We start from the raw sequence: 15,603 nt of genomic DNA, 5'->3' as shown, positions 1-15,603 counted from the left end.
AAAAGGAGATATTACATGAAAAAATGGCTGGCACTCATAATAGCATCAACCATTACTCTAACAGCATGTGGTAAAGATGATGAGAAAGCGTCTTTAGAAAAAGATATCGATAAACTTGAAAAGCAAAATAAAGACTTGAAAAAACAAAAAGAAAAACTAGAAAAAGAGCAAGACAAACTTAAAGATAAATCGGACGACTTAGAAAAAGATATTAATGCCAAGACATAAAGTAATCGTAGGGTATCAGGCATCATAATTTATATATCATCTTATTTAAACATCCTTAAATAGTATTTCCTAGGAAATCATTGTAAACTGGTTTTAGTAATTGTTATAATGGGTATCGTTATAAGATATTAGAAGTTTTAATCGTCACATATAAAAATATTTAAAATAAAAAGTTGGAATACAAGTTAATTGATAAATATGTTTTATCGTTTATGTGAATATAAAGATAAAGTGAATTAACAATTTCCTTGAATAGAAGAGAGGTTACCGTTATGCATGAACAAGATTTCAATTTATTAGAAGGCCGTTCAATTACTTTGCCAGAATTAGGTAGAGAAATTGAAAGTATTACTGGCAGACAAATTAAAGATTCAACGGGTGAAATTAAACGTGTTATTGCACATTTGCCTAATTTCGAATCAGATACGGATACATTTGTAGCGACGTATAAACTAGATCATCAGAATGATTTTATCGATGCAACATTTACTGCACCGAAAAGCGAACGCAATCGTTTAAAAGAAATTGCGGTAAACGTTGAATTAATTAGCTATATTTCAAGAGCGTAATTGATATTCTTTGAAATACTAAAAAAGTAACGCGATATGAGTGCGCTCATAACGCGTTACTTTTCTATATAAATTTACTTTAAGTATAGAGGTGTAATGAATGACAGTTTATATTGAAACTGAACGGTTGAGATTACGTGATTGGCGAGAAACAGACTTATTACCATTTCAACAAATGAATGCCAATCGGCAAGTTCGGAGATATTTTCCTAGTTTATTAAGCTATAAACGTTCAGAACACGATATGAAAAAAATGGATGAAGCGATTCAATCAAATGGCATAGGATTATTCGCTGTAGAACTTAAAGAAACAAATGGCTGGCTAGGGTTTGTTGGCTTGAATTATGTTCCTAAAGAAAGTAAATACACATTTGAAGAATTGCCATTTTATGAAATTGGGTGGCGCCTAATTCCAGAAGTATGGGGCAATGGCTTTGCAACTGAGGGCGCAGCTGCGGTATTAAAATATGCTAAAGAACAAGGCATTGAAGAAGTATATGCTTTCACTTCAAAAAATAACGAAGCTTCACGCAAAGTTATGGAAAAAATTGGTATGAAACGTTTTGATCATTTTGAATACCCAGAACTTAGCAAGTATCATCCACTGAAAAAACATGTTAGATATTATAAAGATTTAACAATAAATGTCTGAGAAGTGTTGTTTTGATAATGTATATGATCATCTCTACAAATGTATATAGATTAAGTTAAATAGAGGCTGAGGCAAATTTAATTGTCTCAGCCTTTATCAATTTTTTAAAGTTAGAAAGATTTATGCATGTACCACAGTTCAGAAGCACTTTTTATACTTATCAACCGTGATTACCTTTGCCAATGTGGGAAGACGGTGGCGTAAAACGTGTTTGGATAATTTTGCTTAAATGTTTTAAAGTTTCATCGATATCTTCGGCATCGACATAAGCATATGAGAAACGGATACAATCACGCGCATCTTTATCATATACTTCACCAGGGTTAATCAGTATGTTTTCTGCAATCGCTTCATCGAAAAGTCTTTTCATATCGATGGAGAACTTAAATTGGAACCAAATATAAAATGATCCTTCGGGCGTTGACCATGAACCGAAATCACTAAAATATTTCTTCAGAGATTCTAAAAATAAATTTCTCTTAATTAAAAGTTGGTTCTTTAACATTTTGAGGTGTTGGTCATGATATTGAGGATGTGTTAACCATTGTGTTGCGATATATTGTGATATAGAACTTGCGCCATAGTCATTTTGCATTTTTAAATCAGCTAAATGTGCTGCGACGGAAGGCTTGGCAACAATCCACCCGACACGTAAACCAGGACTTACAGTTTTAGATAAGCTATTCAAATATAAAATATTGTCGTTTGTATCAAACGATTTTAAAGGTTTAGGTCGCTCATGATTGAAATATAAGTCACCATACACATTGTCTTCTACAATCGGTATACCATGTTGTTCACATTGCATGATGATTTTTTGTTTTTCTTCTGTTGAATAACTATGTTGTGTTGGATTGTGTAAAGTCGGTATACAATAAAAGATACTGTTTGTATATTGTGATTGTGCTTTAAAAATATTATTAATATTACTTTTAATATCAGAAATGCTTATTTGCTGAATATCGGCCCTCATATTATGCCACGTGCGTATTGAATTAATGTATGAAGGTGATTCAACAATAATCTTGGATTGTGGAATGAGTAAGCCATCTGCAATGAGTTTTAACCCTTGTAATGCACCTGATGTAATACAAATGTGGTCAACAGTACATGAGACACCTGATTTTTGCATATATTGTGCCACTGCTTCTCTAAGCTTAAGGTTGCCTTGGGGTGGTTCATAATTAGTATTTAACACAGGAGTATGACACTTGCTCAAAATTTCTTTGAACTGTTCATTAGGTATAAGATCGGGAGCAAGTTCACCAGTACCCAATCGTATCATGTTAGTGTGAAATTCTAGTTTGTTAATTTGTTGAACAAAGTATTGGTTATTTTTAGTCGTACTATGGCTAATATAGTTTTGCCAATTAATATTGTTTTTAATATAAGTATGCCAAGTATTTCCAGATACATATAAGCGTTGTTTTTCTCTACCTTCTATGATTCCCTGACTTTTTAGAATATCGAGTGCTTGTATAACGGTGGAACGGTTCACTTGATATAACGAGGCCATATCTCGTTGAGAAGGTAATTGCATGCCTTGTTCTAAATCTCCAGAATCTATTTGTGAAATGATATCATCTATAATTTGCTTGTATTTTGGTTTGAACATAAAATAGCTCCTATATTATCTGGTTGGTATTTTAATTTGCATCTGGTGGGTCCAATTTCTGTGTATATAATATAGCATAGTTAAAATAGTCGTAATAATTAAAGGAGCGTAGTTTTGTATGTTGCAATCAGCCGTTCACGGATTACTATTAGCGCTAGGGCTCATATTGCCTTTAGGGGCGCAAAACGTATTTGTATTTAATCAAGGTGCAAACCATAAAAGTATTACCAAATCATTACCAGTTATTATAACAGCAGGGTTATGTGATACATTTTTAATCGTGTTAGCCGTCATAGGTATTTCTGTGATATTGTTATCGATGCCTGTGCTACAAATTACAATTTATTGTATTGGACTGGTATTTTTATTATATATGGCATGGTCATTATGGCGTACACGTCCAGTTACACTACAATCATATCGACCGATGTCCGCTAAAAAGCAAATTGGTTTTGCACTGTCTGTATCATTACTTAATCCCCATGCAATCATGGATACCATAGGCGTAATAGGGACAAGTGGTGCAGTTTATGAAGGTACTGAAAAAATGGTCTTTACTATAGCTACTGTTATTGTTTCTTGGCTATGGTTTATTTTCTTGGCAGTAGTTGGAAAAATGATTGGAAACATAGATAAAACAGGGAAATATATCATGCTATTGAACAAATTGTCATCAGTCATTATTTTAATCGTAGCTATAATGATTTTAAAACAACTCTTAGCAATTTTGTTATAAGTCAAAGGCTAACTATTCAATGATAGATTTCAAGTTAGATTATATTAAATGTTTGGGATATAAATAGATATTGTCAAATTGAGGGATAAGGCGAAATAATGCTTCATTATTAAAAAGCGTCTGGGACAAAAATAAATGTCTCAGACGCTTTCCTACGATTAGTCATCCTTTTTACGCGGATTATATAAGCTAGTGCTTGTGTATAATAGCTGCTTAATTTTATTAACATGATTTAGTCATAAGTTCTAATGCCAAGAGGTCGGTAATTGTTTAATGTTTCAAAAAGTGATTCTGGCGTAGCGCATAAAGGTGCAAGTGCTTTATATTTTGGATCGATAAAGCCTTCTTTAATCATATGATTTATTAATGTTTGTAAAGGTTCAAAAAAGGCATTGATGTTAAAAATGGCTATCGGTTTCTGGTGTATACCAATTTGCGCCCAACTATACATTTCGAAAAATTCCTCTAGTGAGCCAGCGCCACCAGGTGCCATCACGAATGCATCGGCAAGCTCTGCCATTTTATTTTTTCTCTCATGCATGGAATCCACTAAAATAAGCTCCGTTAATTTAGTACTCGTAATTTCTTTTTCATCTAACATTTTAGGCATGACACCAATTGCAGTGCCGCCATGATCCAATACACCATCTTGAATTGCGCCCATAATCCCTACAGAACCTGCACCGAAAATGAGTTCATAGCCTTGTTCTGCCATGTACTTACCTAATTGATAAGCTTCGTTCATATATGTAACATCATTGCCTTTACTGGCACCACAATAGATAGCAATTTTTTTCATGATTAATCCTCCGTTTCTAAAAAATATTTATGAATTAAATTTGAAAATATAGACTCGAATTTTGATACATCTTCTTCTGTAAAAGCAGCCGGCCCTTTTGTTCGACCACCACTTTTTCTAAACTGTGCACTTGCATGTCGTTGTTCGAGTAGCGTATTGATATTTTCTTGATTATATATAAATCCTTTGTGATGCATGACAATTTTAGCTTTGTTTAATAATAAACTAGCGAGTCCATAATCTTGTGTTACAACAAGATCATCAGAGTGAACCAGTTTTACTATTCTATAATCGACAGCATCAGGCCCATCATCAACATAAATAATATTGACATGTTCAGGTTGAATGACGGTAGAGAAGTGGCTAAAGCTACGGACGACGGTAACAAAAATGCCTGTCCCTTTCGTCAATTCAATAATTGAATTGGTTACAGGACAAGCATCTCCATCTATAATGACTTGTGTCATTTGCTTATTTGCCTTTATCTTCGTTGTTTTGTTTTACAACGCTTTTTGCCACATAGTCTTTATATTTTTTGAATTCAGATAAACGTGCTTTTTTATTTTTTTCTTGCACTTTCTCTTCTTCTTTATGACGTTTGTCGATGTTTTTTTGTAACAATTTGCTTAATTTATTTACATCTTTACGATTATCTTTTTCTAATTTTTCGCCTTTTTTCTCAGTTTCGTCATCAAGTTTACCTGGTGTTAATCCAACTTTTTCCATGTGCTTGTTAGATTTTTTCATATCTTTGATACGTTGTTTTTCATTTTCTTGACGTGCTTTCTCTTCTTCTTTGCGACGTTTATCGATATTTTTTTGCAGAATTTTGTTCATTTTATCTGCTTCTTTGCGATTTTCTTTTTCTAATTTTTCGCCTTTTTTCTCGATATAAGCTGGATCATTTTCTTTTGCAATGCGTTTAAGTTCGCGCTTTTGATCCATGTTGTGTTTTTTTATCTACAACATATGCTTTCGCATTAGAAGATTTTTCAACTACATTATCTTTCAAATGTACAGATTTATCTGCAACTGTTTTAGAAGCGCTAACTGTCGCATCGCTAGCTTTTTTAACATCTGGATGATCTTTGATGCGTTTACGTTCGACGATTAGCGGTACTAGAAACACAGGCGCTACTGTGATAATTGTTTTAATTAATTGCTTTTTGTCCATACTCGTTGCCTCCATTTAATTTATACTATCTTCACCATACCCTATATTACATGAAAATAAACGGTAAATATAGCGTATGCATAGGATTTATTATCTGTTGTTTTATTCAACATAACAAACACTACGACTGCCCAATTTATATATTATATTATTTTCTATATATTATTGGCAGTGATTTAGATCGATACCTGGGAAAGCAACACTAGCCGAAACCTACACGCTAAGATACTGTCTGCGAAAACCATGCACAAAAAAACTGCCAACAAAATCGGAGACTTTGTCGACAGTTTGTGATAAACCCCGTTGATGGGGGAGTTACCTGTTTTTATTAAATTATTCACCAGTGATACCTTGACCAATACCAAAGCCAAAATAAAGAATAGCGATAATGATTACTAAGACAATTCTATAAATAGCGAATGGAATCAGTTTGATTTTACTAATTAAGTATAAGAAAGTTTTAATGGCAATTAGACCAACAATAAATGCGGCTAAGAAACCTAAAACATAAAAGCCAATATCACTCATGTGGATATATTCCATATTTTTAACTAAAGATAAACCACTTGCAGCAAGCATTACTGGCACTGCCATGATAAATGTAAAGTCAGATGCTGATTTATGATTCATTTTCATTAAGACACCAGTGGAAATCGTAGATCCTGATCTACTAAAACCTGGCCACATAGCTATGGCTTGCGATAAACCAATGACAAATGCTTGGAAATAATTGATTTGGTCCACGTTTCGTGGATTGGTAACTTTTTTGCTGTAAATATCAGCAATAATCATATATATAGCACCGATAAATAGTCCTATCATTACAGTAGGCACACTGAAAAGATATTCTTGGATGACATCATCGAAGAGTAATCCTAAGACACCAGCAGGTATCATACCAACGATAATATGCAATAAGTTTAAACGTTTTGGTTTTTGGCCAATACCGTCAATGGGTTCATGTCTGTATTTGCCAATATGTAACATTTCGAAATAACGTTCACGGAATACCCAAGCACCTGCGAACACAGAACCGAGTTGGATTACAATTTTAAATGTAAAAGCGGATTGTGAACCTAAAAATTCACTAGATTTTAGCCACATGTCATCGACAAGTATCATATGGCCAGTAGAAGAAACGGGTGCAAATTCCGTTAATCCTTCAACGATACCTAGAATAATACCTTTAATTAATTCAAGTATTAACATAATTTACCTACTTTCATAGTACTTATTAAATTTTATGCATTTTCATCTAACAATAATAGCACAATAAAAATATAATACGCTACTTAAAACCGTAATATGAGACCAAAGAATGAGATAATATAAAATATATATATTTTAGTAGCTTTGTCAGAGGAATAAAAAATCAATTTTAAATTTATGTCAGAAATATGAAATTAACATAAAAAATGTTACTTGATAATGAGCGAAATCATTTAAATTTCATATAATGTGTTTATAATATGTGGCAGGTGATATTTTGTGAAAAGATTAACAAATTTAGCTTTAAAATTTAAAGTATATCCTATATGGATGTTTATTATTAGTACATTATTAGCCATAACCGTAGTAGTTCAAAATATTTCTATTGCTGAAATTTTAAATATCATGTTATTAAAAACCAATCAAGATGTATTGGCTTTATTATTTATAACATTGGTGATTTTAATTGCACGTGCGACACTTAATACAGTGAACCAAATGATAGGTAATCGTATGGCTTCAAAAGTCAAACGAGATTTGCGACGTCAGCTCATATTACAACGCTCAAAAGAACCAATTGGTGCGCAAATAAACACGTTGACAGAAAGTATAGATGGCATTGTTCCTTTCTTTAACAGTTATTTTCCACAGGTATTTAAATCGATGATGATTCCACTGATGATTATTGTGGCAATGTGTTTTATACATTTAAATACTGCATTAATTATGATTGTTACAGCACCATTTATTCCTATTTTCTATATTATATTTGGCTTGAAAACACGTGATGAATCTAAAGATAAAATGACATATTTAAATCAATTTAGTCAGCAGTTTCTAAATAAAATTAAAGGTCTTATTACATTAAAGCTTTTTAATAGAACAGATAAGACTGAAGCGGCATTATATGAAGAAAGTACAACATTTAGAGATTTGACAATGCGCATCTTAAAGAGTGCATTTTTATCAGGCCTCATGCTTGAATTTATTAGTATGTTAGGTATTGGCTTGGTTGCATTGGAAGCAGGTTTAGGATTGATTTTATTTCATAACATTGATTTTAAAACAGCAGCAATTGCAATTATCTTAGCGCCAGAATTTTATAATTCAATTAAAGATCTTGGACAATCGTTTCATACCGGTAAACAAAGTGAAGGTTCAAGTGATGTCGTATTTGATGTCTTAGATAAAGGAACAACAGAACATAAGATTCAAAAACAGATTGATACGTATCAAACACCCATTGTTCAATTATCGCAGGTTGATTTCAAATATGATGCAGCTGACACCTATGCTTTGAAAAATATTAATCTAAGTATTTATCAAGGCGAGAAAATTGCACTAGTTGGTAAAAGTGGTGCGGGTAAATCAACGTTAGCACAATTGATAACACAAAATTACAAACCCCAATCCGGTTCAGTAACGTTTAAGGATCCATCTTTAAGTATTGGCTTTTTGAGCCAATCACCTTATATTTTTAATGCTTCTATACGTGATAACATTACGATGTTCCAAGACGTTGATGATGCTAGAATATTAAAGGTATTAGATGATGTAGGACTGAAAGAAAAAGTACTGAGCTTAGCGGATGGTTTAGATACATGGATAGGTGAAGGTGGAGAAATGCTCTCAGGAGGGCAAATGAGACGTATAGAACTCTCAAGAGTGTTAATGACACAACCAGAGCTCATCATCTTTGATGAGCCCGCTACCGGCTTAGATGTGAAAACAGAACAAACCATTCAAGATGTGATTGCACATGAATTTGAAAGTGCGACCATTATTACGATTGCCCATAGATCACATACAATTAACAAAGCAGATAAACGCATATTAATAGAAAATGGTTATGCAGCATCTGTCGAGCAAACGACAATGAAAAATTCATCTCAAGGTGGTGATGCAACATGAAACCACATATTCAATTTAAAATAGACAAAGATTTGATTTTATCAATACTAATTGGTGTCGTTGGTAGTTTGGTAGCGTTGGGTATGTTCTTCTTAAGCGGGTACATGATTACACAAAGTGCATTAGGTGCGCCTTTATTCGCTTTAATGATCCTGATTGTATCTGTTAAAATGTTTGGATTTCTAAGAGCGATTGCACGTTATATCGAAAGACTTTTATCCCACAGAGCGACATTTACGATGTTGAGAAATGTGAGAGTTCAGTTTTTCAAGAAATTATTACCCGTCATACCCGATGTATATCGTAAATTTAATTCTAGCGATTTGATTGCGCGTATGATTGGCAGGGTGGAAGCACTACAAAATATTTATCTGAGAGTGTATTATCCTCCAGTAGTTATTGGCATTACAGCAACGATAACTGTTTTAACAATGATTTATTTTTCATATGTACATGCAATTATTATCTGCGTGAGTATGATTGCAACTTTATTGGTTATACCTTGGTTGAGTGCTAAAAAAGCGCGACAAATAAAAAAACAAGTCAACCAAGTACAAAGTGGTTTTTTAAATCACTTTTACGATTATAAAGAAGGTTACGTAGAACTCGTTCGTTTTGATAGAACAACATACTATAAAACAGCATTGTTAGATCAGTTAGAACAATATGAAGACGCACAAGCGAAAGAGCAACGATTTTTATCTCTATATGAGTATAGTTTAAATATTGTCTCAATGATTGCACTGTTTTTTACCTTATATTTGGGTGTTGTCCAAGTGCAAAATCACCAATTAGACGTCGTTTATTTAACGAGTATCGTGCTCATGATGTTAACGTTGTTTGAACAAGCCATTCCGATGAGTAATGTGGCCTACTATAAAGGTGATACAGATGAAGCAATTGAAAATATAAATGAAGTGATTGCGCATCCGATGGTACAAGGTACCGAACAAATGCAAAGAGATTTGAATGAAGCTAATTTGTTATTCGATATTCAAGCAGTAGATTTTAAATATTGGAATCAATCAAGTAATGTGTTATCCAATATTCAATGTACTATTAACAAAGGTGAACATGTTGCAATCGTTGGTCCTTCTGGTTCAGGGAAAAGCTCATTACTTCAACTCATGCTAGGTTTGTATCAAAGTGAGAAAGGGAGCATATTATTTAACCAACAAGATATAGTGAAAATTAAGGATAAGGAAAAATATGGTCATATAAATGCCTTATTACAATCACAACAACTTTTTGATGGAACAGTTCGTGAGAATTTATTTGCTGAAAAGCGTGATCTTGAAATGAGAGAAGTACTTGATGACTTGGGGCTAGCGCATATTGATTTGGACAGAATGATTACACTTTCAGGTCAAACATTATCTGGTGGAGAGGTTCAAAGATTGGCAATAGCAAGGTTGTTTTTAAAACATGCGCCTATTTGGATATTAGATGAGCCGACAACGGCATTGGATATATATCATACCGATAAAGTGATGGAAGCAATTCATCAAACTGCGCAAACCTTGATAGTGGCAACACATGATTTAAGACTATTGCCACATTTTGATAGAATTATAGTTATGCAAGATGGCGTTATTTTAGAAGATGGCAGTTATCAGGCGCTATTGAATAAAACGAATGGTTATTTACACCAAATGGTAGCCATTAATGCTGATTAAAATAAACGTGGAAACGAAGACATCTAAAATAAATAATAAATCTTTAGTTATTCATTTAAACCGCGGTAGATAGAGCTGTTGAATATGAGTTATGATTTATTATGAAAAAACGAGCTCAAACACATAAGTGTTTGAGCTCGCTTTATAAATCAAGTATATTAAAGGAATAATTTTTAATAGCTAGTACCTAAACTTTTGTTGTGAAAAATTATTTAGATTTTTCTTCAGTGAAGGCATTGATTACTTTTGAAAGTAATCGATTTAACTCTTGAGATTCATCTGGGCTTAATGATGATGCAACAGCAACATCTTGACAAGCCGTGTCTAATTCTGGACGAATTGCTTCACTTTTGTCAGTTAAATGAATAAACACTTCACGTTGATCTACTTCAGAACGTTCACGTTTGATTAAATCAACTTGTTCCATTCTCTTGAGTAATGGAGATACAGTACCTGTATCTAATGCTAATTCTGTTACGACTTTCTTTACATTGACAGGTGAATCAGCCCATAAAATTGTTAATACTAAAAATTGTGGGTAAGTCAGTTTGTATTTTTTAAAGACATTATTTGAGTAGTAGCGATTTACTTGTCTTTGAGCATTATACAAACTAAAGCAAAGTTGTTCCTTTAAATTAAGTGGTTCAGACATAAGTTCTCCTCCAGACATTCTATCCGTTTTGTTCTCTCTGTATCGGACCTGAATCCGTCTTGCGTTGTGTTTGACACTTCTTCAATCATACTTTTGCACTGTGCCATGCTAAAATAAAGTGTGTATAAAGTTTAGAAGATATCTAATATTTTATCAAGTAAAAGTTTAATTATATGTATAAATTAAATTTTACACAAACATTTGTGTTTAAGAAATGAGTGATTTTATGAAAAATATTAAACAACCTAAGACGCCTATTACAATTGTAACAGGTTTTTTAGGTAGTGGGAAAACAACTTTCCTTAGCAATTATGTGAAATATTTATTAAGAAAAAATGAAAACCCAAGTATCATCGTAAATGAATACGGCAATTTAGATGTAGATAGCGCTGCATTAAGCGACGATGTTGAAGTCGCATCGATATTAAATGGTTGCGTCTGTTGTGACTTGCAACAAGATTTAATAAAACAATTAAAACATTTTCTTAACAAAAGTGCAATGCACCATATTATAATTGAGGCGACGGGTATTGCACATCCGATAGAAATTATTGCGGCATGCCAAGATCCTGAAATTGTCGCTAATGTCCAAACGCCTATGGTAATAGGATTATTAGACGCACCAAGATTTTTGACCAGAACCCAATATACCCATAGTACAAAACAATTGATGGAAGAACAATTAGAAGTAAGTCATGCAATTGTAGTCAATAAAATGGATTTATTAAAAAGTGATGCGTATGATGATCTTAAAGCTATTGATAAAATTAATTCAGAAGCGCCCAAATTTTATACAACTTATGCAGATATGCACATGGATGCTTTTGATACGATTACAAATACATCATTGCCAACTAAAGAAAGCCATATGCATCATCATGGTATAAATAGTGTACAATACCATTTTTCTGGGCCGATTGATCGTCAATTATTTTATCAATTTATTTTACGGCTCCCAGATAATGTTCTAAGATTAAAGGGATATGTTAAATTTCGTGATATGCCTCATGAAACTTATGAATTTCAATATGCATTTGGTCTCCCAGATTATCAAATTATTGATGATGAAATGCCATTAACGATTGTGATGATTGGTGAACAGATTGATGAAAATCAAATACGCAACAAATTAGACATGTTACAGTTCACTTAATTATCTAATAAAATAAAAGGTGTTGGTTTTTAAATGGATAAAGTAAAAATAAATCAGTATGTCTCGTTTTCAAAAGTGATACAAGGGTTTTGGAGAGCACAAGATTGGCAGTGGACACCACAACAATTGAATCGTTATTTAAATGAGTTAGTAGAGCGCGGGGTCACAACGATGGACCATGCCGATATTTACGGTAATTATACATGCGAAGGTATTTTTGGTGAGGCTTTAAAATTATCACCTCAATTACGAGATGAAATTGAGATTGTGACGAAATGTGGTATCGTACTACCATCAAGCCCTGAACAAGACATTCATGGACACAGATATGATCATAGTAAAACACATATTCGAAAAGCAGTAGACCGTTCATTACAACAATTAAATGTTGATTATTTAGATAGTTTGCTTATCCATCGACCATCACCGTTGATGGATCCCCATGAAGTAACAGAAGCTTTAAAGGCTTTAGTAAGCGAGGGTAAAGTGAGATCATTTGGTGTCTCGAATTTTAATAAATCGCAATATGATTTGTTAAGTAAATGCCTTGTGTGTGACAAATTACACATTACAATAAATCAATTAGAAGTGTCGCCATACACATTAGATGCAATTGACAATGGTGTCATTAATCATATGTATAAAGATGATGTTAAAATTATGTCATGGAGCCCTATGGCGGGTGGCAAGCTCTTTGATCTAGCTGATGAAAAGGCTGCAAGAATTATGGCAATTGTTTCACCATTAGCACAGAAATATAATGTGACAACGAATGGCATCATCATGGCTTGGTTAGATAAACATCCTGCCGCAATCATGCCAGTGTTGGGTACGCATAAGATAGAACGGATTGATGACGCAATCGCTGGACTTGAGGTAACATTAACAGACCAAGAATGGTTTGATATTTATACAGCTTCATTAGGCCACGATATCCCTTAATTTAATTTTAAAAGGAGTGTAAATAATGAATACTCAGAACGAACAACACCATAGAAAAGAACTCAAGTTTCAAAAACGCTTTATTACTTTTCCATTTTTAGGATTTGCTTTGATTATTGCTATATTGAACATCGTTTTTCCTGACATTACTGTGATGGTAACTTTATTTGGTTTGTTTTTCCTTTATAATGCTTCGATTTTATTCGTTGTTTTTATTCATCATTTTAAACGGATAATGATTTTATCATTAATATTAACCATACTTTCCTTAGTATTATTTGGACTTACATTTTATTTATATGGTTTGACTAACCATTTTTTTAACTAGTCACGAGTAAATGACTTATAGAGCAAGCGTGATTATAACGAGGAGGTAATGCATGGAACAGTGGATTACACACTTTATGGAACAATATGGTTATTGGGGTATTGCTTTTTTAATTTTTCTAGAAAATGTCTTTCCGCCTATACCGTCTGAAATTATTTTAACTTTTGGTGGTTTTATGACTACTAAATCTGATTTAAGTTTTATTGGTGTGACCATTACGTCTACAATTGGTTCAGTTGTCGGTGCAATCGTCTTATACGGAATAGGAGCTTGGATTGGTGAACGCAATTTATATCGTTTTGTTAATCGATATGGAAAGTTTCTTCGTGTAAAAACGAAGGATATTGATAGAACAATACAGTGGTTTGATAAATATGGTTATTGGACTATTTTCTTCTGTCGTTTCGTGCCTTTGTTGAGAAGTTTAATCTCTATACCTGCTGGTTTAACAAGAATGAATCTACCATTATTTATGCTATTTACAACGATAGGAACATTAATATGGAATATTGTTTTAATTTATTTAGGTCAAGCAGTCGGCGGTAATTGGCATGCAATTGTGTACTATATGGATATTTATTCTCGCATTATATATATTGTACTGATTATCCTCGCCATTTTCATTATATGGAAATGGTTTAAGCGCCAACGCAAACATAAGTAAAGATGATAACTTAAGTTTATGAATTGCAATCATTGTTTAAAATGAATGCGTGTTATAATTTAATTGAGATATAAATTGCTTGATTAAGGGGATGTTTTTATGACCAAAAAGAAAATTTCCATAATAGGTGCTGGTAACACAGGCGCTACATTAGCATTTATTGTTGCGCAGCATGAGTTAGCTGATGTAGTGCTCATTGATCGACCAGATAACGAAGGACAAGTGAAGGGTAAGGCGCTAGATATATTCGAAAGCAGTCCGGTATATGGTTTTGATGCGAAAGTGACGGGTTCCGTGAATTACGCTGATACAGCCGATTCAGATATTGTTGTGATAACTGCAGGAAGTCCTCGTAAACCAGGTATGAGTAGAGATGACTTAGTACAAATTAATGAAAAAGTGATGTTCGATGTTACGAAGGAAATTGTAAAGTATTCACCGGATTGCAAAATTATCGTACTTACTAATCCAGTAGATGCGATGACCTATTCTGTGTTAAAAGCGTCAGGTTTTCCGAAAGAACGCGTGATTGGACAGTCTGGTGTATTAGATACTGCACGATATCAATCCTTTATTGCAGAAGCTTTAAATGTGTCAATAAAAGATATTAGAGGGCTTGTATTAGGCGGCCACGGTGATACAATGGTACCTTTAGTAAATTCAACCAATGTCAATGGTGTCCCTTTACATCAATTGTTGAATCAAACGCAAATAGAGCAAATTGTAGAACGTACAAGAAAGGGTGGCGCTGAAATTGTTGCTTTGCTTGGCAATGGTTCTGCATATTATGCCCCTGCGTCTGCAGTTTTTGAAATGATTGAAGCAATTCTAAAGGATCAACATCGTTTATTACCAAGTATCGCATTGTTAGAAGGAGAATATGGATTTTCTGATATCTGTTTAGGTGTACCAACTGTTTTAAGTGAAAAAGGTATCGAAAATATTGTTGAACTAGCACTTTCAGACAATGAACAGGCACAATTGCGCATCTCTGCAGACTCTGTAGAAGAAGTGAAACAAGCTTTGAAAAATCAATGATAAATAGATGACGTACATTAAAATAGAAGTATTTAGACAGCAGTTAAGTAGTAGCAAGTGTAGTATTTTACAGCATCAATTGAGTCTTTTATTGAGAATAAGATTTATTATCTAAGTCATATAAATAACTCCCGTTAAAGTTGACATTGAAAAATGAAAACTTAGACGGGAGCTTTTTTATATCAGTATTTTTAACTAGCACCTAAAAGTAGGCGAAATATCTATTTATATCTCAGACACGTATACTTAATCCTTAG

16 protein-coding genes and 1 pseudogene are annotated in these 15,603 nt (G+C 33.3%); 11 read left to right on the top strand and 6 right to left on the bottom strand.

Annotated elements, in window-relative coordinates:
• Window positions 1-15: 15 nt before the first annotated feature.
• From SSP_RS10230 to SSP_RS10220, 3 genes are all read left to right on the top strand, one after another.
• On the top strand, window positions 16-228 hold the full coding sequence (locus SSP_RS10230; protein WP_002483983.1) for an SA0632 family lipoprotein: 213 nt from the start codon (window positions 16-18) through the stop codon (window positions 226-228).
• A 272-nt stretch (window positions 229-500) separates the two neighbouring features.
• On the top strand, window positions 501-797 hold the full coding sequence (locus tag SSP_RS10225) for a hypothetical protein (protein ID WP_011303692.1): 297 nt from the start codon (window positions 501-503) through the stop codon (window positions 795-797).
• 100 nt (window positions 798-897) lie between these two features.
• Complete coding sequence (locus SSP_RS10220) at window positions 898-1,449, top strand: GNAT family N-acetyltransferase (RefSeq protein ID WP_011303691.1); 552 nt, start codon at window positions 898-900, stop codon at window positions 1,447-1,449.
• Window positions 1,450-1,609: 160 nt separating this feature from the next.
• Here the strand turns inward: SSP_RS10220 and SSP_RS10215 are convergent, their stop codons facing one another.
• Window positions 1,610-3,064 (bottom strand): PLP-dependent aminotransferase family protein, encoded by a 1,455-nt coding sequence (locus SSP_RS10215; RefSeq protein WP_011303690.1) that lies wholly within the window; start codon window positions 3,062-3,064, stop codon window positions 1,610-1,612.
• Between the two features lie 118 nt (window positions 3,065-3,182).
• On the opposite strand from SSP_RS10215, the gene SSP_RS10210 reads away from it, so the two are divergent.
• Complete coding sequence (locus SSP_RS10210) at window positions 3,183-3,800, top strand: LysE/ArgO family amino acid transporter (RefSeq protein ID WP_011303689.1); 618 nt, start codon at window positions 3,183-3,185, stop codon at window positions 3,798-3,800.
• A 232-nt stretch (window positions 3,801-4,032) separates the two neighbouring features.
• Here the strand turns inward: SSP_RS10210 and SSP_RS10205 are convergent, their stop codons facing one another.
• From SSP_RS10205 to SSP_RS10190, 4 genes and pseudogenes are all read right to left on the bottom strand, one after another.
• Window positions 4,033-4,599, bottom strand: a complete 567-nt coding sequence (locus SSP_RS10205) for a TIGR00730 family Rossman fold protein (protein WP_011303688.1) — start codon at window positions 4,597-4,599, stop codon at window positions 4,033-4,035.
• 2 nt (window positions 4,600-4,601) lie between these two features.
• The gene (locus tag SSP_RS10200) at window positions 4,602-5,066 is read right to left on the bottom strand and encodes a YaiI/YqxD family protein (protein WP_002483977.1); all 465 of its coding nucleotides are present in this window, start codon (window positions 5,064-5,066) and stop codon (window positions 4,602-4,604) included.
• A gap of 4 nt (window positions 5,067-5,070) precedes the next feature.
• Window positions 5,071-5,773 (bottom strand): annotated as a pseudogene (locus SSP_RS10195) (hypothetical protein).
• Between the two features lie 333 nt (window positions 5,774-6,106).
• Complete coding sequence (locus SSP_RS10190; RefSeq protein ID WP_002483975.1) at window positions 6,107-6,982, bottom strand: undecaprenyl-diphosphate phosphatase; 876 nt, start codon at window positions 6,980-6,982, stop codon at window positions 6,107-6,109.
• Window positions 6,983-7,261: 279 nt separating this feature from the next.
• Between SSP_RS10190 and SSP_RS10185 the strand changes: the two genes are divergently transcribed.
• The gene (locus tag SSP_RS10185) at window positions 7,262-8,893 is read left to right on the top strand and encodes an ABC transporter ATP-binding protein/permease (protein ID WP_011303685.1); all 1,632 of its coding nucleotides are present in this window, start codon (window positions 7,262-7,264) and stop codon (window positions 8,891-8,893) included.
• Complete coding sequence (gene cydC, locus SSP_RS10180; RefSeq protein WP_011303684.1) at window positions 8,890-10,569, top strand: thiol reductant ABC exporter subunit CydC; 1,680 nt, start codon at window positions 8,890-8,892, stop codon at window positions 10,567-10,569. The genes SSP_RS10185 and cydC overlap by 4 nt, the downstream gene beginning before the upstream one ends.
• A gap of 208 nt (window positions 10,570-10,777) precedes the next feature.
• Here the strand turns inward: cydC and SSP_RS10175 are convergent, their stop codons facing one another.
• Entirely contained in the window at window positions 10,778-11,221 is a 444-nt protein-coding gene (locus tag SSP_RS10175; RefSeq protein WP_011303683.1) for a MarR family winged helix-turn-helix transcriptional regulator, read from the bottom strand.
• Window positions 11,222-11,447: 226 nt separating this feature from the next.
• Between SSP_RS10175 and SSP_RS10170 the strand changes: the two genes are divergently transcribed.
• The 5 genes from SSP_RS10170 to mdh all read left to right on the top strand — a co-directional run bounded on the left by SSP_RS10170 (window position 11,448) and on the right by mdh (window position 15,346).
• Window positions 11,448-12,374, top strand: a complete 927-nt coding sequence (locus tag SSP_RS10170; RefSeq protein WP_011303682.1) for a CobW family GTP-binding protein — start codon at window positions 11,448-11,450, stop codon at window positions 12,372-12,374.
• Between the two features lie 33 nt (window positions 12,375-12,407).
• Window positions 12,408-13,316: an aldo/keto reductase gene (locus SSP_RS10165; RefSeq protein WP_011303681.1), complete on the top strand. Its 909-nt coding sequence runs from the start codon at window positions 12,408-12,410 to the stop codon at window positions 13,314-13,316.
• 25 nt (window positions 13,317-13,341) lie between these two features.
• The gene (locus tag SSP_RS10160) at window positions 13,342-13,644 is read left to right on the top strand and encodes a hypothetical protein (protein ID WP_011303680.1); all 303 of its coding nucleotides are present in this window, start codon (window positions 13,342-13,344) and stop codon (window positions 13,642-13,644) included.
• A gap of 52 nt (window positions 13,645-13,696) precedes the next feature.
• The gene (locus SSP_RS10155) at window positions 13,697-14,308 is read left to right on the top strand and encodes a DedA family protein (protein WP_002483969.1); all 612 of its coding nucleotides are present in this window, start codon (window positions 13,697-13,699) and stop codon (window positions 14,306-14,308) included.
• Window positions 14,309-14,407: 99 nt separating this feature from the next.
• Window positions 14,408-15,346, top strand: coding sequence for a malate dehydrogenase (mdh, locus tag SSP_RS10150; protein ID WP_002483968.1), 939 nt, complete (start codon window positions 14,408-14,410; stop codon window positions 15,344-15,346).
• Window positions 15,347-15,603: the final 257 nt, after the last annotated feature.

This window comes from Staphylococcus saprophyticus subsp. saprophyticus ATCC 15305 = NCTC 7292, assembly GCF_000010125.1.
Taxonomy (GTDB): Bacteria; Bacillota; Bacilli; order Staphylococcales; family Staphylococcaceae; genus Staphylococcus; species Staphylococcus saprophyticus.
Note: the sequence above shows the minus strand (reverse complement) of the source record. Positions and strands in the feature narration are given on the sequence as shown.